The organism is Wolbachia endosymbiont (group A) of Melieria omissa, from assembly GCF_964031125.1.
Taxonomy (GTDB): domain Bacteria; phylum Pseudomonadota; class Alphaproteobacteria; order Rickettsiales; family Anaplasmataceae; genus Wolbachia; species Wolbachia pipientis.
On the sequence record NZ_OZ035007.1, the window covers coordinates 538279 to 559938 of the forward strand.

Genomic DNA, 21660 nt, shown 5'->3' on the forward strand with positions numbered 1-21660 from the left:
AAACTATACAAGAAGTCTTTTAAGATCAATCACTTATCTTCAAGGCTTGAATAAAAGCATTCTGTGGAATATTTACGTTCCCTATAGAATGTAACCTTTTTTTACCCTTCTTTTGCTTTTCAAGTAGTTTCATTCTTCGCGTTACATCTCCACCATAGAGTTTAGCTGTTACATCTTTTCTGTATGGGTTAATCGTTTCTCTGGCAATAATTTTTCCGCCCACTGCCGCTTGAATCGCGATTTTATATTGCTGACGTGGTATTAGATCCTTCAAGCGTGCGCATATTTCACGCCCTCTTTTTTCTGCCCTACTTTTGTGAACGATACAAGCCAGTGCATCTACGGGCTCTCCATTAATTAAAAAGCTTAATTTATCTATTTGGCTTACCAGATAGCTGGAAATTTCCCAATCCAAACTTGCATATCCTTTGGAAATTGATTTTAATCGATCATAAAAGTCAAAAACAACTTCAGACAGTGGTAATTTATATCTTAACAATGCTGTTGTTGTGTTACCAATGTAAGATAAATCCTCCTGTTCTCCCCTCCTTTCTTCACATAGAGATAGAATCTCTCCCAAGTATTGGTCAGGGACCATTATGGTTGCGGTAATCCATGGTTCTTCCACAATTTCAATTTTCGTTGGATCTGGCATATCACTTGGGTTATGAATATTCAAAATTTCACCACTTCGTGTTGTAACCCTATATATAACACTCGGTGCAGTTGCTGTTAGGTCTAAATCAAATTCTCTCTCGAGCCTTTCTTGAATAACTTCAAGATGCAACATTCCCAAAAAACCACAACGAAATCCATAGCCTAGTGCATTTGAAGTTTCAGCTTCGAAGGTAAAACTTGCATCATTTAAATGTAACTTCTCTAGAGCTTCCCTTAGATATTTAAAATCATCCGTTTTGTGAGGGAAAATGCTACAAAATACCACAGGATGCACTTCTTTAAATCCAGGAAGTGCTTCACTACAAGGTCTCTTTTCCTCAGTGATAGTGTCTCCTACCTTGCAGTCTGCTACTTCCTTCATTGAAGCAGTTATAAAACCAACTTCACCCGCTGAAAGCTCACTCGTCATAACTTTTTTAGGGGTGAAAATACCAATATTGTCCACTTGATATGTAGCATTATTAGACATCATAACAATTCTCATGCCTTTTTTTAGCACTCCATTTTTAACTCGCACTAAAATTACTACTCCTAAGTAAGTGTCATACCAACTATCAACCAAAATTGCTTGCAATGGAGCATTTACATCACCTTGAGGAGCTGGAAGTTTTGCTACTATTGCTTCCAGTACATCTTTTATTCCAAGTCCAGTTTTTGCTGATATTAAAACTGACTCACTTGCATCAATACCGATTATTTCCTCAACCTGGAGTTTTACCCCTTCTGGATCTGCAGCAGGAAGATCAACTTTATTGAGCACAACTATTATTTCATGGTTGTTGTCAATAGCTTTATATACATTTGCAAGGGTTTGTGCTTCAACGCCCTGGCTACTATCTACCACTAAAAGTGAACCTTCACATGCGGCTAAGCTTCGGCTTACCTCGTAAGAAAAGTCAACGTGACCTGGGGTGTCCATGAGATTTAGGCAATATTGATTACCGTCGTTTGCCGTATAATTGAGTTTTACCGTCTGTGCCTTAATTGTAATCCCACGTTCGCGTTCTATATCCATTGAATCGAGTATTTGATTGGTCATTTCTCTTGCTTCAAGGCCGTTACATTCCTCTATTAAACGGTCAGCAAGCGTTGACTTACCGTGGTCTATATGCGCTATTATTGCAAAATTTCTTATGTTGTTCATTTATGGCTATTTTACTTAAGTAGAACCATTTTACATTTTAAGTGTTGTGAGGGCAATCCTTTATTAAGAGACTATTTACTCCTTCAACATAGACGACACTTTTTTCGAGCAGGAAATCACTTTATTAACCATATAGTTTTCATGATTATTATCTATTTTAGGCAACTCATATAGATAATTTACCATCATCCCGGCTGACTGACTAATACCCTTTTCAGAAGTATCCGCCATCCAGTTTAATTGTTTTATTGATGCGCCATTGCTTAAATGAAAATGCGCCACCGGGTCATAAGTATTTCCATTACTATTATTCACTTTTAGTAAATAATATGCACATAGTTTAAGCATGTATTGTTTAGTTTCATTTGTACATTCAACATTAGTTTTTAATTGCTCTGCACTTTCTAAAATTTCTGCACTAGATTGTTTTATATTTAGTTTGCCCAATAAAGTGACATCTTGGTTTAGATTGTTTTTTAGCCATTTCGTAAAGCCAGGTATTGGAGAAAGAGTTGCATATGTTTTTATACTTTTAAACTCCTGTGATAGCTTTTCTACAACCCTTTTGATCAAAAAATTACCAAGGCTGATTCCAGATAACCCTGCTTGAGTATTTGATATTGAATAGAATATAGCAGTGCTCGCATTACTCGGATCATTTGAAGGTACTGACTCATCTAAAAGGTGTTGAATGCTATCTGCAATCTTATCCACCAATGCAACCTCTACAAAAATTAGAGGTTCGTTTGGTATCTTGTAATGAAAAAAAGCAAAACAGAGACGATCAGAATCTAGTCTGTTTTTTAGGTCGCCCCAAGAGGAAATTTTATGCACAGCTTCATATTTTATAAGTTTTTCTAGCAATGATGCAGGTGAATCCCAAGTGATTTGACGAAGATCGAGTAGATCGACATCAACCCAAGTATAGAGTATATTTTTTAATTCGTTCTCTAGTGGATTCAAGCTTCTATGTTGGTTTTTTAGCTTAAGCACATCAGAACGCATATCAACAATAAACTTAAGGCCTTCTGGTAAAGAAATAAATTGCTTTAATATTTTAGAACGCGGTGATTCAAGAATTTTTATTAAATCCTGTTCAAATTTATAGTTTAACTCGGGATCTTGGTTTTTCTTATACTCTCTAATTTTCTCATCTATTTCCGCTTTATTCGGATTAAATTTTTCTGCCAGGGTTTGTAGAAATTTTATTTTACCTTTCTCTGATAAGCTTAAGTACAAGTTACCAAGAGATACAGCGTTTTTACGTGCTGAAACCTCCCCTCCCTTTGGATTTAAGCACTCGTTCATCTTCAAGACTAAACTATCGATATCGCGACTGTTGCTTAAATCAGGACTGATGTTACCAATCCACGATCTTACAGCATCTGCCACTCCACCTAGTATTTTAAAAAAGCTTCTTACCGCCTTTTTGTCTTCAACTTTCACTATATCAGTTTTTACCAATGATTCTTTTGTCATAGATTCCCTTTATTATACATAGCTAATGCAAGTCAGGGTCATACCGCCGCGATATCTCTAGATCCCGCTAACAAGCAGCGGGATGACGGTTGTCGGTAAACCCAAGTTATTTTAGCTACATATAGCTTAAGTTAAAGGAAAATTTTAGCTACATAGCAGGCACTATTACTAGATTATTAATAATTCAGTAATACAATAGACTTCTTGCACTACCTCCCAAGCCACAACTGTCATTCAGTAGAAACGAAAAAACTTGCTTGACAAACTCCGCCAGCCCCCCTATCATGAAACTGAAGCTATTGTATTTGCTTTCGCCAATCTGCAGATTAAAAGGTAAGGATTACTTAATGTATCGGCGTCTTATGTTCAATTTTTTGCAGTATATAGATACTGTATGTCTTTACAAAACTTCATCTACATCTAGATTTTTATCTAAATAAGCTGAACGCGCTTATAAAGCGTTACAAGACATCAAAAAATGCCAATACTCGACAGAGATAGTAAAAGACTAGCTAACTCGGGGATTCTTTGTCTTTTTTTCTGCTTAGTAAATTTCTTAAACATTTGCAGCGTAGGTTAGTTGCAATTAAAAGTGGCTGAATCTCGCTTGTCAAGCGTTTAAAACATAAAAAACGCCAATATTTTAAAGCGGATAATAACCTCAGGGCTTCTTTTGCCTTTTTTTCATTTGGTAAATTTCTTAATGTTTATGGCTAAACGACAACCGTCATCCCGCTACTTGTTAGCGGCTGAGATACCGCGGCGGTATGACGTAGGACTGCTGTCATCCCAGTGCTTGACACTGGGATGGCTTTGTTGCATCGCTCTTCGGATAGTAGGTAACGCACAATAAATTTATGAAGCTATCTCAAATTTAGCCATACCAATATCAGTGAACTTATTGAGCAAATAGCATTTAACAAGTAGTTCCTTCTCTCTATTTGTCTCAGATTTATTCCTAAAACTAAACCCGAATGTTTGTTTCAGTCGCGAGAAAAAACTTTCTATATAAGATCTTTTTCCATAACTCATCTCTTTTTTCCACTTCTTTATACCATCTTCATCATATGACTTTATGAGCTTGACTGCAGAATTTCTCTCAGCCATATAGTCTAACTTTGGATGCTCTGCTGCGTTGTTTTTCGGAGGAATTTTCGTTTTTATACCATATTGATTACACAGCTTATAGAGCTTTTCTCTGTCATATGCCCTATCTGCATATAGTACTTTTATGACATACTGAAAATCGACTTCTTTTAGCAAATCACAAGCTCCATAGTGATCAGCCGTTACTGTATTTTACAGCTATGGCTTTTTTGCTGTTTGTATTCAACATTACATGCAATTTTCTTGTCTGTTCATAGCTGCGATACTTTCTATCTTCGCTATTTTCTTTGCTATGACCAGGAGTGTTGTTGTATATACTAATTCCTGTACTGTCTATAGCAATTTCGATATCTTCCATATTATTTTCTGCAATCATTGATCTTAATATTGAGTTTCTTAAACCTTCTTGATGATTGTGAATAGCTGATAACTTGCAAATTTTTCCCAATTTGCTCAAGGTATCCTGCTATAAACCCAACTGTTTGCCTCAGGCCTATTCTAAATAAACAAGTTATTATGTGCACCAAAATTACAACTTTATCGCTATAAATATTGTTGCCACCTGGTATTTTTGGACCATTCTCGTACCACTTTTCTATGGCTTCGTTGATATAATGAAAAATATTTCCTCTTTTTTCTAGAAATTTGTTATATTCGCTATGGTTACTGACCCTCATTTTTTGTGGCATATTTTTTCTTTCAAGGTTAAATGGCTATTTTATAATGAATTTTGTCAGTAGCCACCAGATTTTTTCAGTTGCTATGCAACAAAGCCCACTGGGATCCAGCCTTTCACGCAATCCCATCAAGAACGTTATATTTTACATAACACTTTTATGCTTACCAACTTAATAAAATTCCTGGATCCCAGTGTCTGGGCACTGGGATGACAGGCTAGCCTGACAACCGTCATTCCTGTAAAGATCAAGTATCCCACTACGTGTTAGCGGATGAGATACCGCGGCGGTATGACGGTTCGTGGCGGTATGACGGTTAAGCAATTCGTCATACCGCTGCTTGTTAGCGGCTAAGAGATACCGCGGCGGTATGACGTAGGACTGCTGTCATTCAAGTAGCTGAAACTGGAATGACACGTCATAAAGGAACCAGTGTCAGCTACTTGGATGATACCTTTTTTCTACTTAGTTTGGGTTATGCAAGAAGTCTATTTACTTCTTAACTTGACGCACATGATGTCTTGCAGCATCATCTACTGTCTCTAAATAAATCATTGCTAGACATATACCACTGTGTACTTCTACGGATACCTTATTGCCTAAACTTCGATTAAAGCAAGAATTTTTTCCCGGAAAAGCAAGATTACTAAGGTGCAGTTCCCATTTTAATCCTTTGGTTGATATTTGAGCTCTCGGTATGCCAAGTAAAGATATTTTAGTATTTTTTGGCAAAGAAAAAAAATGGGTAATACCTTTTTGTAAAGTGTAACCTACCATGGGAGGTGAAGGTGTGTAAAAGATACTATCTGTACTTAGAAAAACGTTAATATTTTGTAGTATATGATCAATTGCTCCTCCAGTAATACCTGTTATTATCGATGGCAGTAACTTCATTGTCTTTAAATGGGCTATGGCTTTAGAAAAGTCACAATAATCTTGATCAGGTAGATATATCGTATTCAAATTAGCACGTAAATCCAGATTTACGCTATCCAAATCTCCTACTACAAGATCAGGTTTTACGCCAATTGATAGAAGCTTGTTTGCTCCTCCATCTACAGCAATAATAGGTATATCTCGTTTAAAAAACGATGAATCAGGTATTTCCCCATTTAGCACAACAATAGAACGATATTGTTGTTGTATGCTACAATGTAGTACATGATTATGAAATGCTTCACGCAGCTTTTGCATCGTAATAACATTTTTGAATAACCGATATTAGCAATTATACTAATTATTATCCAAACTAATCGTTGGTTGTGCATCTTGCTCAGAGATTAGGGCAACCAACAAATTATTTATCAATTGAACCTTTTGCTTGCCATCTAATTGTAAGCTTTTGTTTTTTTCAAAATGAGCTATTACTTCCTCGACAATTCCTATTGCATTTTGCACTATAAGCTTTCTTGCAGAAGTGATAGCATGTGCTTGTTGACGCCTTAACATTGCTTGTGCAATCTCGGACGAATACGCCAAATGCGATATTCTCGCTTCTGTAATCTCAATTCCTGCAATATCTAATCTTTGTTGTAACATTGACTGCAATTCACTCGAAATTTTATCAGAATTTTTACGTAAAGATTCCTCATCGCTTTCGCTGTCATACGGATAGTTACTAGCTAATTCTCTTATTACTGAGTCACTTTGTACAAAAACAAATTCGTGATAGTTGTTAACATTATAATACGCCTTTGCAGGACTGCTCACTCTCCAAACAATTACTGCTGAAATCTCTATTGGACTTCCATTGGCATCATTAACTTTTATTTTTTCTGTGTTAATATTCTGAAATTTTAGGGAAACTATATATTTGCTTGAAAAGGGAAGCGTTACACATATTCCAGACTTAAAATAAGTTCCAATATAATGACCAAAAAATTCTATCACTCTTGCTTCATTAGGGTCATTAATAAAAAATCCTTGAAGAAAAGTCAAAATTGAAACGGCAGCAACTCCAAGTGCAATTGTGCTGTCATATGCCAAAAAAAGCAGCGATAAAATTAATCCTAGCGCTATTAGTACAGGAAAAGCCCGAATTTGACTCAAATTTCTATCGTTTATCGTATTCTTATCCATATTGTCTTTAAACTTCTTTTTCACTTGAACTCTCTCTGTTGATCGTTTTGTTTATCTTATTTACAAATAGTTTAAACTCTCTTAATTCATGATCAGGCAATTTTACTTCAGTTTTATGTGCTATCGTAAGCGGATCAATGTGTTTGCCATTATATATAACTTCGTAATGTAAATGGGGTCCTGTTGCAACACCAGTGCTACCAACATAAGCGATGATCTGCCCCTGCTTTACTTTAGAGCCTAACTTTATATCGCCACTAAATCTACTTATATGCGCGTAACAGGTTGAATATTCATTTTTGTGTTTTATTTTGATGTAATTTCCATAGCCACCATTCTTTCCTATATATTCTATCACACCCTCTGCAGCAGCGTATATGGGAGTGCCAAGTTTAGCTGCATAATCCACTCCTTTGTGAAAAGCAATTTTACCGCGAACAGGATGCTTTCTATTGCCAAATTTTGAGGATATGCGATAATCTCCATTTAAAGGATTTGCAAAAATTTCGCCATTTTTTAAGCTTATTCCTTCTTTATTAAAATACCTTTCTTTGCCGTCTTGCGATTTATAATGATATAAACTAATAGCTTTCTTGTTTATTGTCAGTGAAGCATATAAAATTTTTTCTTCAGTCTTCTGATTATTAGGCAATCTCTCAAAAAGAACCTCCAATTTACTCTTCGGCACAATGTCTTTTTTAAAATCAACACCGAAATCTTTATATATGTTGATCAATTTCACCACTGTATTTGGCGCCAACCCTTCCGTGGCAAAAAAGGAAGATTTTATGGTACTGGATATGAATAACAACTTTCTATCACTTTCTGTCGTCAAAGTAGCTTTTTTTTTTCTGATTCCATGCTGGAATGGCTGTGCAAGATCTGTTGATGTTTCAGTAGCATATGCTGGTAAAATACAAAGCAATACAAATATTACCAGCCTCATAGCTTATCAACAAAAGTAAAATTACCTTCCACATACTGTACATCATCATTATCTTCCAGCTCTTCAACCAATGCAGATAATTTATCAATCAACTCTTTATCGCTAATTTCAATCAGATCTTTTGGCTGCCATGAAAGACGAGCAAGTTCTGGTTCTCCGAATTTTGCATAAAAGGCATCGCGTACTTTACCAAAATCTTTTATTTCACAAGTTATAACGTGTAATCCTTCTTTGTCATTTTCCTCAACATTCAATACTTCTAATTCGATTCCATGACTGAATAAATCGTCAAAATTCATACCTTCTGCTTTATAGACGATTAAGCCTACATGATCGAAAAGGTAACTAACACTTCCTGTTTCTCCTAAATTTCCACCTTTACGAGAAAAGATATAACGTACCTCAGAAGCAGTACGGTTGCGGTTATTAGTCAAGGCATGGACAATGAGTGCAGTGCCAGAAGGCCCATGACCTTCATATTGTATTTCCTCGTAATTTTCTCCAGCAACGTTACCAGTTGCATTTTTTATTGCTGTTTCTATTTTATCTTTTGGTAGATTTTCCTTGCGTGCAGCAAATATAGCAGAGCGAAGGCGCGGGTTGAGTTCGGGTAGCCCTTGCTTTGCAGCAACTGCTATTTCTCTAATCAGCTTCGTAAATTTTTGAGAGCGCTTTGCATCCTGAGCACCTTTCCGGTGTTTTATATTTGAAAATTGTGAATGACCAGCCATATTCAAATAGTTAAAAACCTAATTATATATCAAAGCATAGAAAAAGCTAAAGCAAATTTTCAAGCCTCTGGCTTGGCATCTTGCAGGTTTTCTGCTAATAACATACTTTCATACTGCTCAGCTTCTAAGTCAAGGCCAAGGGCTGAATGGGCTGCTACTAAATAGTTAATAGACTTAGAAAAATATTTAGAATCCTTATAGCTTGCCATATTCTGGAAACGCTTAATTGCTGCTAAATATTCACCACGCCTCAGGTAAAATTTACCGATAGAATACTCTTTTGTTGATATATGTTCTGTGATTAATTTTGCTCTTTCCTTTATCTCGTCTACATATTCGCTGCCTGGAAAGAGATTAATGTACTCAGTGGCTAGCTCTAAAGTTTTATATGCAGTTTGCTGTCCAAGTTGCACTTTATTAATTTGCATGTAATAAGATAATACCCTTAAGTAGTATACATATGGTAAATCTTCACCATTTGAATAAACATATATATAATCAGCCATATCACTTGCAGCACTGCTATAGTTACCCATATTATAGTGAGAGACCCCAGATAATAATTTTGCTTTCATTGCCCAATAAGAAAAAGGATACAAATCCTCTATCTTATGAAATGCCCTAATAGCTTGTTTATATTTTTTCTGGTCAAAAAGTTCAACTGCTTCTTCATATAGTTCAGTTTCAGTTTTTTCAAGATCATCCGCATACGATTGTGTAAAGGAGCAAATTAGGAAAATAAAGCACGTGATTAAAGTCTTATACATAAGATTTTTTTCGATCAAAATAAAGTATAGACCTAAATATTACTTAAATAAATAAATTTCTTAGGCAATAGCCGGTCCTTCTTCTTTATAACTACGGTCAGAACTACCTGCATTTCTTGATTCACCTCGTCCTTCCACTTTTGGATCTTTCAGCGTCTTACTGTAGGAATGTATAGTTAAGACCTGTACAGCCATAAAAATTGCAATACCTATCAAGCCTAAAGTAGGTCCAACAGCAGGATTTAAGGACGATGCTAATGCTATTAACATTATCCTTCTTATTAAAAATACAGAAGAACCAGCAAGCGCCAATCCGGCTACAGATATATTGCTAGTTTTCTTGCTAGATTTCTCATCAAGATCAGACTTTTCTGTTTACTTTTTCTTATTTTTTTCATGCTTATCAATATAAGAAACAAGAGTTGCAAGAAAAGCAATTGCATTGGCAAGAAATAAAATTGCATCCTCTGCTGCTTCAAGTGAAGATGTTTCACCCATTATCATACCTACAATAACCAGTGCAGTTGTTATAGCCTCAATATAGATCAAACACTGACCTATATCAGAAATATTGTGCTCTTTTTCCTTTACTTCCTCTCCATTTTCAATAATCTCCAACTCTCGTTCTTTTTGTGCTATCTTCCTATTATTGTAAATTAAATATAGCGTACAAATAAGAGATAAGACTGTAAAAGGTAATATAGTGTGGCTTAGCGCGCCACTTATCACGCCAAGTAATACCTGATCGCTATATGTTTTTTCCAGTTCAATCGCCATCAGCAATGTAAATGGGACCATTGTTGCCAATGATGCACATTTTCTATATAGCTCTCTTTTTTTTAGTGCTAATAGTTCTTGTTCTAGCCTTTCTCTTTTGACTTCTTTATCAACTGTTGGCCAAAAATCCCAAAAAAACTCTTCTAATGGTTCAAAATCTCTTTTTTTCTTATTCTTTCCTGGAACCTTTTTAGTAGAAGAAAATTTGCCACTAGGTATTTTCATAATATTAACCTAATTAGTTGTAAGTTAATACAATTATACACCTTTTTGCTTTCTGAGTCAATATCACTAAGATATTAACTACTCTTGTCTATTAACTATTTCCTAGGAGATTTAATCAATCTGTTTGATGCCGGCTAGGATATAATTATAGCCTGACCACATAGTTATAATAGCTGCAACCCATAAACAAATCGCACCTGTATATTGAATCATATAATAATCGTTCATTATTAGCGCTACTACAGCAACCATCTGTAGAAATGTTTTAATTTTTCCAGCTTTGCTTACAGGTAGACTAACATTTGTAGCTATCAAAAACTCCCGCAAACCCGAGACTAATATCTCCCTACAGATGATGATAATCGATGGTACTATTGTAAAATCATTTATCTTCTGCTTATAAACTAGCATAATTATCGTTGAAACCACTATTAATTTATCAGCAATTGGATCAAATAGCTTGCCAAATTTTGATTGGACTTTCCACGCACGCGCCAAGTAACCATCAAAAAAATCCGTAATGCACGCAAACACAAAGATTGATATTGTTATCAGGCCTGCATATTTATTTTCTATATAAAAACTTAATATTATTGCTGGTACTGCAAGCGCACGAGAAATTGTAAGCAAATTAGGCACGTTTTTCTTAAGCATGTAATACCATTCTACGTAGTAGGTAAACTTATACAGAAGTACACCAGAGTTCACAAGCTAATAGTTTACAATTGAACATTTATAAAAACTCCATATACTTAAAAAATACAAGCTTAAAATATAAGGATGTAATGATGAACGATGATTTAGATAGTACCACAAAACAAGAGGCACTTAATTATCACAGTAGAGGTGGTAAACCTGGTAAAATTTCAATCATGCCAACAAAACCTTTATCTACCCAGTATGATTTGTCACTTGCTTATTCCCCTGGCGTTGCAGCTCCGTGCCTTGAAATAGCTAAAAATCCTGAGGTTGTTTATGATTATACGGCAAAAAGCAACTGTGTTGCTGTCATTTCAAATGGCACTGCAGTGCTTGGACTTGGTAATATCGGTCCTCTTGCTGCAAAACCTGTCATGGAAGGCAAAGCTGTTTTATTTAAGCGTTTTGCTGATATTGATGCAGTTGATATAGAAGTTGGTACAGAAAATATAGAAGATTTTATCAATGCAGTAAGGTACCTTGGGCCAAGTTGGGGGGGGATAAATTTAGAGGATATAAGATCTCCCGATTGTTTTATAATAGAGAAACGTCTGAATGAACTGATGGATATTCCAGTGTTCCATGATGACCAGCATGGAACTGCAGTGGTTGTTGCAGCTGGTATAGAAAATGCTCTTGATATTGTCGGAAAGAAATTAGAGGACGTTAAGATCATTATGAATGGTGCTGGAGCAGCCGGTATTGCATGTTTAGAAATACTAAAGTCCATGGGCGCTAAAAATATAGTGCTGTGTGATAAGCAAGGAGTAATATACAAAGGTAGAAACGAGGACATGAATGAGTGGAAGGAAAAATATGCAATTGATACTTCCGAACGTTCTCTACTTGATACAATAAAAGGCGCTGATGTATTCATCGGACTATCTGCAAAAGATGTGTTAAATGAAGAGATGTTAAAGAGTATGGGCAAAGACCCGATTATTTTTGCTCTTGCCAATCCCGATCCAGAAGTAAGGCCTGAGTTTGCAAAATCTGTGAGGCCAGATGCAATAATTGCAACTGGTAGGTCAGATTACAACAACCAAGTCAACAACGTAATGGGTTTTCCTTATATATTTAGAGGGGCACTTGATGTACATGCAACAACAATAAATGATGAAATGAAAATTGCAGCTGCAGATGCAATAGCAAAGCTTGCCCGTGAGCCAGTACCAGGTGAGATATCTGCAGTCTATGGCGGTCGTAAAATGGGCTATGGACGTGAATATATAATACCTACTCCATTTGACCCAAGATTAATTTCTATAGTAGCTCCTGCTGTTGCAAAAGCCGCAGTTGATTCAGGTGTTGCAAGAAAGGCAATACAAGATTGGAGTAAATATGAAAATCAATTAAAATCTCGTCTTTCTAATGTTCTCAGCACGCTGAATTTACTATCTTCACATATGTAATTTATTGGATAAAGTTAAAAGTGATAAACCAACCCAAACTCTAAGCCATATATGCCAAACCTATTGGTAATGGTTGCAGTTGTTGATTCAACACGTGCAGTTTCATCAACCTTACTTCCTCCACCGGCAGGAATATATCCTTCACCAGCTAGTATCTTTATTCCTGGTACAATATCTTTAAATTGGTTATCAAGGATACCAAAATAGCGTAAACCAGCAAATGCTTGAGTTTGTGCTGTAAGTTGGTGATTGATACCAAGTTTTGCTTGGTAAGCCAAGGCATATCTGGTTTTTCCTAGAAATTTAACCCTAGTTACACCTGCACCAATACCAACATATGGGGTGAATGGCATTTTTGCTATATTAAAATCACGATATACATTGACCATTCCAGCTAAGTTATTAAAACCTTCATTTTTCATCTTAAATGCAGCTCTGAACTCTGCTTCAACACTACAATTTTCTTGAATGTGAATATCAACCTTTCCACTTCTCCAAGGTGAATTGCATTCCGCTCCAGTAGACGCATCATTGTGACGACGAAGTTCAATATATCTTGCTTTTTTCTTATCTGAATAATCTTCATCATACAAGTTAGTCTGAGAATATAAGCCTTCAAACTCAACTCTCATATTTTTGAATAAATACCCTATTGCAGCACTACCGGCAAACCCTGGAACATATTTAGGACTGTATCCAGCTTCAATTCGCTCCTTCTTATTAAAACTAAAAACCCCCTCTGTTATATTGTCACCTGCATCTTCTTTTCCTTCTAGAGAACCTATTGCATTGAAGAATGCTCCAAAATAGTTAGCTTTGATGTAAACATTCTCTAAGTTATTTATTTTATCATCGTAAGATAAGCACCTAAATGAAAAAGTTAGCAAAACCAAAGATATGTGAATTTAAATCTTTCGCCCACCACAAAGCCTCCCTGCATAACTTGTCATTCCATTATTATAGTATGCTTCTATTTTTTATGATAGCAACTTTTTATTGCGCTCAATCGTTTTAGATTTATAATGAAAGTATTGTAATTTAAAGCAAATCAATGACTATTGCAATTCACGAATTAGAGAGGATCATCAAACAATCGTTCCCCGACGCTGATATAAAGATTCATGATCTTGCTGGAGATGATGACCATTATCATTTAAAAATAAACTCCAAGTGTTTTCTTGGAAAGACAAAAATAGAACAGCATAAAATGGTATATAAAGCTCTGGAAGGTCAGTCTATACACGCCTTGCAACTGGAAACTAATACTTAAAAATAAGGTGAATTTATGAGCAATTTTGAACAAATAAAAAAAGATATAACAGAAAATGATGTGGTATTGTATATGAAAGGCACTTCTGATTTTCCTCAATGCGGATTCTCTGGACTCGTCGTGTCAATCCTAAAAAAATTGAACGTGAAGTTTAAGTATATTAACGTGTTGGAGAATGATGAAATACGTGAATCTATAAAAAAGTTTTCTGATTGGCCAACAATTCCACAATTATATATAAAGGAAGAGTTTATTGGTGGTTGCGACATCACTCGCGAGATGTACGAAAAAGGCGAACTGCAAAGTTTATTGAAGGAAAAAAAAATTATTGCGGAATAAGTACCAAGAAACCAGTGCCCAGACGCTGGATAACGTAGTATTGCTATGAAAAAGGATCTTATGTCTTAAACCGTATCCGTTCAGGGGAGCGGCAAAATAAGGTAGACAAAGCAAGATAATAATGTTGATGTTAACACTATTGTCAAGTTTACTGGCCTTTCTATTAGTGAGATTGAAGAATTAAGTGTGAGCGGTTACAAATAATTTACCATTTCTTCTGGTTTCACTATCCTTTCAAACTCTTCCTCAGTGAGCAGTTGAAGTTTTGCTGCTGCTTCTTTTAGAGTGATATTTTCTTTATAAGCAAGCTTCGCTATTTTTGCTGCATTGTCGTACCCTATATGCGTATTTAATATAGTGACCAACATCAACGACTGATTCAGTAAATCTTTTATCCTCTCTTCATTTGCTTTAATACCAACTACACATTTTTCTGTAAAATTTAAACTTGCGTCAGCTAAAAGTCTTATAGACTGCAAAACATTGTAAATTATCACTGGCTTAAACACATTCAATTCAAAATGACCGTTTGAACCACTAATGGTTACAGCAACATGATTTCCCATAACTTGAGTGCATACCATAGTCACCGCTTCACACTGAGTTGGATTCACTTTACCTGGCATAATTGAAGAACCAGGCTCATTTTCCGGTAGCATTATTTCCCCAATTCCGCATCTTGGACCAGAACCAAGCAACCTTATATCATTTGCAATTTTCATTAAACTGACTGCTACTGTATTGAGTGTTCCACTGAGCTCAACTAAAGCATCATTTGCTGCTAGCGCTTCAAATTTATTGCCTGCTGAAGTAAATGGAAGGTTAGTAATTTCTGCAACTTGGCTTGAAAAATCTTCAGCAAAACCCTTTTTAGTATTGAGTCCCGTGCCAACTGCAGTGCCACCTTGTGCAAGCTCATATATATCACTTAAAGTTGATTTTACTCTCTCTATCCCCTTTTTAATCTGGACTGCATAGCCAGAGAACTCCTGTCCTAGTGTTAGGGGCGTTGCATCTTGCAGATGAGTACGTCCTACTTTTATTATATCTTTAAATTCCTGAACCTTATTATCCAGCACCTTATGCAATTTTTCAAGATTTGGAATAAGCAAGCAGTTTATTTGCTCTGCTGCTGCTATATGCATTGCTGTTGGAAAGGTGTCATTTGACGACTGACCATAATTCACATGATCATTTGGATGTATCGGAGATTTACTACCCAAATTACCACCTAAAATCTCTATTGCGCGATTGCTGATCACTTCATTCATATTCATATTAGTCTGCGTTCCGGATCCGGTTTGCCAAACAACAAGCGGAAATTCATTATTAAATTTGCCATCTATTACTTCTTTTGCGGCTGCGCAGATTGCGTCCCCTACCTTATTATCTATGCTACCCTGCTTCATGTTAACATGTGCTGCTGCAAGTTTTACTATTGCTAATGCTTTAATCAGAGGCTCTGGCATTTTTTCTGTGCCAATCTTAAAATTTTCTAAAGAACGCTGAGTCTGCGCTCCCCAGTAATGTTCACTTGGTACTTTTACTTCCCCTAAGCTGTCTGATTCTATTCTCGTCTTTCTATCCATATTTTCCTCCTGGTGTTATGCAAACTGGTTCACTACATAATTTTTTCATGCCTACTTCTTGGTTAATTAAATCATACTAGATCCAAGTAGTCAAGTGTACGAACATTGCAATTTTCAGGTAACTTGCATGGTAGATGTACAACTGTACGAACATTGTCTAGCAGGAGGGTGTCATCCCAGCGCCCCTATGATGTCATCACAGTGCTTGACACTTGGATCCAGAAATTTTATTAAGTTGGTAAGCATAAAAGTAGCCGTTTTATGTTAAAATACAACGTTTTGATGATTATGAAAAGGCTGGATCCCAGTGTCTGGGCACTGGGATGACACCATCTGCCACGCAAATTGCCTGCAAATTGCAATGTTCGTACAGTTGTGTGGTAGATGCAAGTAGCTGACACTGGGATTTGTTGTGTTTAACAAAAACAAATGTTCGTACAAATATATTCTAGTTATATGATAAAATAAATGAAATTCACATCTTAAAAGGATCATATACATCGATTTCCTTAGAATTACTCTTTTTCAATTTTTCACTTAATAATCTTAAAATAGGCTGTAAATCACCATTAATTGATAAGCACAGCACTTCTTTATTGAGATAATTAGCTAGGTGATTCTTCTTTTCCAGAATTTCTGCTTCCCTCAATAAGTCGCATTTGTTTAATACTACAATCTCTTCTTTTTCAACAAGATCACTATTGTAAAGTTCCAATTCATTATGGATACAACTATAAGCCGAAACAACGTCATCGTGAGTTACATCGATTAAATGAAGTAAAATTTGACACCTTTCTATGTGCTTTAAAAATTTATGCCCGAGCCCAACTCCAAGGTGAGCATCAGTAATTATTCCAGGAATATCTGCTATTACAACTTCGCTATCATCCACTTTTACCATGCCTAAATGAGGTCTTACGGTGGTAAATGGATAATCGCCTACTTTTGTATCGGAATTTGAGCAGCGAGTCAAAAATTTTGATTTACCTGCGTTTGGCATGCCAATAATTCCAACATCTGATAAAACTTTTAGTTTTAATAATACATGTTTTTCTTCGCCAGGCTGACCGTAAGTAAAATGTCTTGGTGCCTTATTAGTAGAAGATTTAAAATTAGTATTTCCAAGTCCACCTTTTCCACCCTGTGCTACTTGAAATTCCATACCAGGCTTGTCAAGGTCTACTATTATCTCTTCACTTTCTTCATCAATTATTTGTGCACCGACTGGAACTTTAAGTATAACGTCTTTCCCTGCTGTGCCAGATCTATCCCTGCCTGCACCATTTTTTCCACTATCTGCTTTAATGTGTCTTCTATAACGAAAATGAAGCAAAGTGTTGAGATTAGCGTCGCTGATGAAAACTATGTTTCCACCCTTTCCTCCATTACCACCATTTGGACCACCAAATTCAACGAACTTTTCTCGACGAAAACTTGCACAGCCATCACCACCGTCACCGGCTTTTAAACACAATTTTACTTCGTCTATAAAACCCATGCTAACCCACGATAATATTTAGCATCCTTTCCTAACGTGCTTTCTATTCTCATTAGCTCATTATACTTCGCGAGTCTATCAGAACGCGATAGCGACCCGGTTTTTATTTGCCCGCAATTTGACGCAACTGCTATATGAGATATTGTTGTGTCTTCTGTTTCACCTGAGCGATGAGAAACAACAGCTTTATAGCCATTTGATTTTGCCATTTCAATAGCAGCAAAAGTTTCTGTTAACGTCCCTATTTGATTTGGCTTGATCAGTACAGCATTTGCCATTTTTTCCTCTATTCCTTTGCATATCAGTTCACAATTTGTAACAAACAAATCATCCCCAACCAATTGAATTTTACTCCCCAATTTTGCAGTAAGTAATTTCCAACCTTCATAGTCGTCTTCACTCATTGCATCTTCTATAGAAATTATTGGATATCTTTTCACAAGATTACAATAATATTCAGTCAACTCTTCTGAAGTAAGCCCCTTACTTTCAAATTCGTAAATTCCATCTTCATAAAAAGTAGATGAAGCAACATCAAGGCCCAGTGCAAAATCACTTTGCGCTGAATAACCTGCTGATTCTATAGCGTATATGATCAAGTCAAGTGCTTCTTCAGTGCTTTCAATATTTGGTGCAAAACCACCTTCATCTCCTACGTTTGTGCTATAACCTTTTTTCTTAAGAATGCTACGTAAGTTGTGGAACACCTCCGCAGATATTCTGATAGCTTCACTGAAAGTCTCAGCACCGACCGGAAGAATCATGAATTCTTGGAAATCGAGCTTATTGTCTGCATGTACTCCACCATTAATTATGTTAATGAGTGGAACCGGCATAACACTCATCTGCTCTCCTCCCAAATATCTGTAGAGCGGCATATTGAAGCTGTTTGCTGCTGCTTTTGCAACCGCAAGAGACACACCCAAAGTTGCATTTGCTCCAAGTTTAGATTTATTTTTTGTTCCATCCAGTTCAATTAATGCTTTATCAATTGCATTTTGGTCCGCTGCATTCATTCCAATGATTTCATCTGCTATTATCCCATTTACAGCTTGAACAGCTTTCAGCACTCCCTTACCACAATACCTTTTCTCATCTTGGTCCCTGAGTTCCAAGGCTTCTAATTTACCGGTTGAAGCTCCAGAAGGTACAGATGCCCTGCCTATTGCACCATCACAGAGCTCAATTTCTACCTCAATAGTGGGGTAACCCCTGCTATCTAAAATTTCTCTTGCAAATACGTTATTGATTATCTTATTCATTACATTAAACCTTAACTTCCGCAATAAGTGCTGCAGTTTCCTTTGCCAATTTAGCTATATTACTACCAGCACCAATAAATAATACTATATCACTTGGACTTGTCGAATCACTAATAAAATGTGAAATGAGCAAAGCATCATTCATAATTTTTGTGTTATTAAATCCATTACTGATTAAAGCTTTTTGTATATCATCAATCCCACAACCAGGAATAGGCTTGTCTTCTGGGGGATGAACAGGAGTGAGGATGACATAATCAAACATCATGAAAATTCGTATGAATTCATCAAAAAAATTACGAATGCGGGCAAAACGAAGTGGTTCGATAATTCCTATTACTTTTCCTTTAGTAATCGAACGTGCAGCCGTTAAAGTTGCATATATTTCATTTGGATGATGGGCATAATCCTCAATTAACTTAACACCTTTAATATCGGCAATCAAAGAGAATCTTCTTGCTACTCCTTGAAATTCCAAAAGGCCTTTTTTAATATCTGCATCGCTAATTCCGAGCTTTATCGCAACTGATATTGCAGCTAGGGCGTTGCTTACTTTGTGAATTCCAATTGCATTTGATAGTACTATGTTTTTTAAAGGGCTGGATCCCAGTGTCACGCACTGGGATGACATCTCTGTACACTTTCCTTTTGTCATTCCAGCACGTAATGCTGGAATCCAGTTGTTCAACACATCAAATTCTATGCTGTTAGCATGCTGTTTAATGTTGCTGGCTCTTATGCTACCATTCTCAAACCCAAACGTTATAGAATTACCCGCATCATAATCGATGTCTACAGAATCAGGTAAAACTGCAGAACCTGCATTATTCACGAATTGGGAAAATGCATTTTTGATATTATCAAATGTGCCGTAATAATCTATGTGGTCATTGTTAATACTTGTTATGACAGCAATCTTTGCAGGGATTTTTAGCATAGTTCCATCAGACTCATCAGCCTCGATCAGAAAAGTGTCACTCCCTCCAAGTTTGAAGTTGCTCTTATAGGAATTTAATATCCCTCCTACAGTTACAGTCGCATCAATGCCAGAATGATCAAAAATGGAAGCAATCATAGCGGTTGTTGTTGTCTTTCCGCTCGAACCTGAAACCGCTATCACATATTTATCTCTTAAAAGTTCAGCAAGTATGTCTGATCTATGCAAAATGGTTTTATTGTTATTTTTTGCCGCAATTAACTCCACATTATCAGATTCTATCGCAGAAGAATGTACAACTATTTGAGCTTGGCTTATATTATCAGCATTGTGACCAATATAAACCTCTATACCCAGCTTTTGTAACCTATTTATATTGTCGTTTGATTGTGCATCACTACCTTGAACTTTGTAATTGGAATTGTGAAGAATTTCAGCAATGGCACTCATTCCAATTCCACCTATACCAATAATATGTATTATTCCTTTTTGAGTTTTGTTAATATTTAGCAGTAGATGTTTACTCATTACTAAATTTATTATAGTATAATTTAAAATCCTCATAGTATCGAACCCTCTTACCGAATACAATGATAAAAAACCTAACCTTTCTATGTCTAATATTTGTTTTGATAAGTAGCTGCAGTTTTAGCAACAGGTTTAACTGCACTGCAGGTCATTATAAAATTGGCAGCAGCTACACAATAAATGGTATAACTTATTATCCAAAAAACTGTAAACACTATGAAGAGATAGGGATAGCATCGTGGTATGGAATAGAAGATCATGGCACACTTACAGCAAATGGTGAAGCGTTTAACCGTCACTTGATCTCTGCAGCGCATAAGACTTTGCCCTTACCCTGCTTTGTTCTTGTCACTAATTTAGAAAATGGAAGAAAGCTTGTTACAAGGGTTAACGATAGAGGGCCTTTTATTGAAGGCAGAATAATAGACTTATCAGAAAAAGCAGCTCAAGTCTTAGGATTTCATAAATCTGGGCTTGCAAAAGTAAAAGTTCAATACCTAAGAAAGATGTCAGAACAATTGATACAAAATACTCCTCATTACAGAAAGCAATATGAAAAAGAAATGCAGAAACGTCATCCGAAACAAGACAGTGCAGAAAGTAAGGGATATGTTGCATTTTTTAAAAGTGCTCAGGCTGCTAAATCAGCTGCATCAAAGCTTCGCAATCAAGGAATAAAAAATGTTAGATTGCTTTTTAAGAACGATCAATATTGCGTGAAAGTGAGTTATAGGTAGTGGTGAGTGCAGAATTTGAAAGATTTGGTTAATGTAAGGAACGCTGGCTAACTATTGTAAGTTAAAAATGTGATATAAAAAAGATATCAACAATTTATAGCTATACCACCGCGATATCTCTTAGCCGCTAACACGTAGCGGAATGACGAGCTTATCGTCACGCCACCGCTAACCGTCATACCGCGATTTATTCGCGGTATCTCAGCCGCTAACAAGTAGCGGGATGACGAGCTTATCGTCATGCCACCGCGAACCGTCATGCCGCGATTCATTCGCGGTATCTCAGCCGCTAACAAGTAGCAGAATGACAGCAATCCTACGTCATACCGTCACGGTATCTCTAGATCCCGCTAACAAGTAGCGGGATACTTGACCTTCACAGGAATGACAGTTGTCGTTTAGCTATAAATGTTAAGAAATTTACCAAATAAAAAAAAAGGCAAAGAAACCCTAGGGTAGCTAGTATTCAAATTCTCCCTTGTCTATTTGACGTCTTTTACTGTCTTAAACACTTTATAAGCGCGTTTCGGCTTGTATAGGTAGAAACCTAAAAGTTTTATAAAGACATGAGGTGCACATAGTGCAAAAAATTAAGCATGATTTACGCCAAATACATTAAGTTTTTTGTCATTAATCCACTGCAGAGATTGCGAAGATAAATAAATAGCTTCAGTTTCATGATAAGAGGGCTGGCGGAGTTTGTCAAGTAAGTTTTTCGTTTCATCCAATGCGCTGCCAAAAGTTTGTTATGCAAGAATGCACTAGCCATTTCTCACAGA

Annotated in this window: 19 protein-coding genes and 1 pseudogene; 4 read left to right on the forward strand and 16 right to left on the reverse strand. The window is 36.3% G+C overall.

Annotated elements, in window-relative coordinates:
* Positions 1 to 25: 25 nt before the first annotated feature.
* The 11 genes and pseudogenes from lepA to pgsA form a co-directional block, all read right to left on the reverse strand.
* Positions 26 to 1822, reverse strand: coding sequence for a translation elongation factor 4 (gene lepA, locus ACQH2Q_RS02470; protein ID WP_264339418.1), 1797 nt, complete (start codon positions 1820 to 1822; stop codon positions 26 to 28).
* 75 nt (positions 1823 to 1897) lie between these two features.
* Positions 1898 to 3301: a malonyl-CoA decarboxylase gene (locus tag ACQH2Q_RS02475; RefSeq protein WP_264339419.1), complete on the reverse strand. Its 1404-nt coding sequence runs from the start codon at positions 3299 to 3301 to the stop codon at positions 1898 to 1900.
* Positions 3302 to 4156: 855 nt separating this feature from the next.
* Positions 4157 to 5097: pseudogene (locus ACQH2Q_RS02480) on the reverse strand (IS5 family transposase).
* 480 nt (positions 5098 to 5577) lie between these two features.
* Positions 5578 to 6279, reverse strand: coding sequence for a thiamine diphosphokinase (locus tag ACQH2Q_RS02485; protein ID WP_264339420.1), 702 nt, complete (start codon positions 6277 to 6279; stop codon positions 5578 to 5580).
* A gap of 39 nt (positions 6280 to 6318) precedes the next feature.
* Complete coding sequence (locus ACQH2Q_RS02490; protein WP_338482109.1) at positions 6319 to 7164, reverse strand: SPFH domain-containing protein; 846 nt, start codon at positions 7162 to 7164, stop codon at positions 6319 to 6321.
* A 7-nt stretch (positions 7165 to 7171) separates the two neighbouring features.
* Positions 7172 to 8110, reverse strand: a complete 939-nt coding sequence (locus tag ACQH2Q_RS02495; protein ID WP_264339421.1) for a M23 family metallopeptidase — start codon at positions 8108 to 8110, stop codon at positions 7172 to 7174.
* On the reverse strand, positions 8107 to 8841 hold the full coding sequence (locus ACQH2Q_RS02500) for a YebC/PmpR family DNA-binding transcriptional regulator (protein WP_155968523.1): 735 nt from the start codon (positions 8839 to 8841) through the stop codon (positions 8107 to 8109). The genes ACQH2Q_RS02495 and ACQH2Q_RS02500 overlap by 4 nt, the downstream gene beginning before the upstream one ends.
* Before the next feature lie 59 nt (positions 8842 to 8900).
* Entirely contained in the window at positions 8901 to 9608 is a 708-nt protein-coding gene (locus ACQH2Q_RS02505; protein WP_155968525.1) for an outer membrane protein assembly factor BamD, read from the reverse strand.
* 60 nt (positions 9609 to 9668) lie between these two features.
* On the reverse strand, positions 9669 to 9920 hold the full coding sequence (locus tag ACQH2Q_RS02510) for a hypothetical protein (RefSeq protein ID WP_425383573.1): 252 nt from the start codon (positions 9918 to 9920) through the stop codon (positions 9669 to 9671).
* Between the two features lie 63 nt (positions 9921 to 9983).
* Entirely contained in the window at positions 9984 to 10610 is a 627-nt protein-coding gene (locus ACQH2Q_RS02515; protein ID WP_425383574.1) for a hypothetical protein, read from the reverse strand.
* Positions 10611 to 10721: 111 nt separating this feature from the next.
* On the reverse strand, positions 10722 to 11264 hold the full coding sequence (gene pgsA / locus ACQH2Q_RS02520; protein ID WP_012673109.1) for a CDP-diacylglycerol--glycerol-3-phosphate 3-phosphatidyltransferase: 543 nt from the start codon (positions 11262 to 11264) through the stop codon (positions 10722 to 10724).
* A 134-nt stretch (positions 11265 to 11398) separates the two neighbouring features.
* Between pgsA and ACQH2Q_RS02525 the strand changes: the two genes are divergently transcribed.
* Positions 11399 to 12721 (forward strand): malic enzyme-like NAD(P)-binding protein, encoded by a 1323-nt coding sequence (locus tag ACQH2Q_RS02525; RefSeq protein ID WP_155969552.1) that lies wholly within the window; start codon positions 11399 to 11401, stop codon positions 12719 to 12721.
* A 14-nt stretch (positions 12722 to 12735) separates the two neighbouring features.
* Here the strand turns inward: ACQH2Q_RS02525 and ACQH2Q_RS02530 are convergent, their stop codons facing one another.
* Complete coding sequence (locus tag ACQH2Q_RS02530; protein WP_080717615.1) at positions 12736 to 13608, reverse strand: P44/Msp2 family outer membrane protein; 873 nt, start codon at positions 13606 to 13608, stop codon at positions 12736 to 12738.
* A 164-nt stretch (positions 13609 to 13772) separates the two neighbouring features.
* On the opposite strand from ACQH2Q_RS02530, the gene ACQH2Q_RS02535 reads away from it, so the two are divergent.
* Both ACQH2Q_RS02535 and grxD read left to right on the forward strand, forming a co-directional pair.
* The gene (locus ACQH2Q_RS02535) at positions 13773 to 13991 is read left to right on the forward strand and encodes a BolA/IbaG family iron-sulfur metabolism protein (RefSeq protein ID WP_006280012.1); all 219 of its coding nucleotides are present in this window, start codon (positions 13773 to 13775) and stop codon (positions 13989 to 13991) included.
* 15 nt (positions 13992 to 14006) lie between these two features.
* Positions 14007 to 14330: a Grx4 family monothiol glutaredoxin gene (grxD, locus tag ACQH2Q_RS02540; RefSeq protein ID WP_006280013.1), complete on the forward strand. Its 324-nt coding sequence runs from the start codon at positions 14007 to 14009 to the stop codon at positions 14328 to 14330.
* Between the two features lie 194 nt (positions 14331 to 14524).
* Here the strand turns inward: grxD and fumC are convergent, their stop codons facing one another.
* The 4 genes from fumC to murC form a co-directional block, all read right to left on the reverse strand.
* Complete coding sequence (gene fumC / locus ACQH2Q_RS02545; RefSeq protein ID WP_264339423.1) at positions 14525 to 15919, reverse strand: class II fumarate hydratase; 1395 nt, start codon at positions 15917 to 15919, stop codon at positions 14525 to 14527.
* Between the two features lie 475 nt (positions 15920 to 16394).
* On the reverse strand, positions 16395 to 17417 hold the full coding sequence (gene cgtA, locus ACQH2Q_RS02550) for an Obg family GTPase CgtA (RefSeq protein WP_174515741.1): 1023 nt from the start codon (positions 17415 to 17417) through the stop codon (positions 16395 to 16397).
* Positions 17405 to 18679 carry a phosphopyruvate hydratase gene (gene eno, locus ACQH2Q_RS02555; RefSeq protein ID WP_182309408.1) on the reverse strand — a complete coding sequence of 425 codons (1275 nt, stop codon included), beginning with the start codon at positions 18677 to 18679 and terminating at the stop codon, positions 17405 to 17407. Before eno ends, cgtA begins: the two co-directional genes overlap by 13 nt.
* A gap of 4 nt (positions 18680 to 18683) precedes the next feature.
* Positions 18684 to 20180, reverse strand: coding sequence for a UDP-N-acetylmuramate--L-alanine ligase (gene murC / locus ACQH2Q_RS02560; protein ID WP_265023884.1), 1497 nt, complete (start codon positions 20178 to 20180; stop codon positions 18684 to 18686).
* A 26-nt stretch (positions 20181 to 20206) separates the two neighbouring features.
* Between murC and ACQH2Q_RS02565 the strand changes: the two genes are divergently transcribed.
* A complete protein-coding gene (locus ACQH2Q_RS02565; RefSeq protein WP_010082236.1) occupies positions 20207 to 20881 on the forward strand; it encodes a septal ring lytic transglycosylase RlpA family protein in 675 nt (224 codons plus the stop codon).
* The last annotated feature ends 779 nt before the right edge of the window (positions 20882 to 21660 follow it).

Bases quoted from the DNA above. Each gene is read 5' to 3' on its own strand.
- lepA (WP_264339418.1), bottom strand. From the start codon at position 1,822: ATGAACAACATAAGAAATTTTGCAATAATAGCGCATATAGACCACGGT.
- ACQH2Q_RS02475 (WP_264339419.1), bottom strand. From the start codon at position 3,301: ATGACAAAAGAATCATTGGTAAAAACTGATATAGTGAAAGTTGAAGAC.
- ACQH2Q_RS02485 (WP_264339420.1), bottom strand. From the start codon at position 6,279: ATGCAAAAGCTGCGTGAAGCATTTCATAATCATGTACTACATTGTAGC.
- ACQH2Q_RS02490 (WP_338482109.1), bottom strand. From the start codon at position 7,164: ATGGATAAGAATACGATAAACGATAGAAATTTGAGTCAAATTCGGGCT.
- ACQH2Q_RS02495 (WP_264339421.1), bottom strand. From the start codon at position 8,110: ATGAGGCTGGTAATATTTGTATTGCTTTGTATTTTACCAGCATATGCT.
- ACQH2Q_RS02500 (WP_155968523.1), bottom strand. From the start codon at position 8,841: ATGGCTGGTCATTCACAATTTTCAAATATAAAACACCGGAAAGGTGCT.
- ACQH2Q_RS02505 (WP_155968525.1), bottom strand. From the start codon at position 9,608: ATGTATAAGACTTTAATCACGTGCTTTATTTTCCTAATTTGCTCCTTT.
- ACQH2Q_RS02515 (WP_425383574.1), bottom strand. From the start codon at position 10,610: ATGAAAATACCTAGTGGCAAATTTTCTTCTACTAAAAAGGTTCCAGGA.
- pgsA (WP_012673109.1), bottom strand. From the start codon at position 11,264: ATGCTTAAGAAAAACGTGCCTAATTTGCTTACAATTTCTCGTGCGCTT.
- ACQH2Q_RS02525 (WP_155969552.1), top strand. From the start codon at position 11,399: ATGAACGATGATTTAGATAGTACCACAAAACAAGAGGCACTTAATTAT.
- ACQH2Q_RS02535 (WP_006280012.1), top strand. From the start codon at position 13,773: ATGACTATTGCAATTCACGAATTAGAGAGGATCATCAAACAATCGTTC.
- grxD (WP_006280013.1), top strand. From the start codon at position 14,007: ATGAGCAATTTTGAACAAATAAAAAAAGATATAACAGAAAATGATGTG.
- fumC (WP_264339423.1), bottom strand. From the start codon at position 15,919: ATGGATAGAAAGACGAGAATAGAATCAGACAGCTTAGGGGAAGTAAAA.
- cgtA (WP_174515741.1), bottom strand. From the start codon at position 17,417: ATGGGTTTTATAGACGAAGTAAAATTGTGTTTAAAAGCCGGTGACGGT.
- eno (WP_182309408.1), bottom strand. From the start codon at position 18,679: ATGAATAAGATAATCAATAACGTATTTGCAAGAGAAATTTTAGATAGC.
- murC (WP_265023884.1), bottom strand. From the start codon at position 20,180: ATGAGGATTTTAAATTATACTATAATAAATTTAGTAATGAGTAAACAT.
- ACQH2Q_RS02565 (WP_010082236.1), top strand. From the start codon at position 20,207: ATGATAAAAAACCTAACCTTTCTATGTCTAATATTTGTTTTGATAAGT.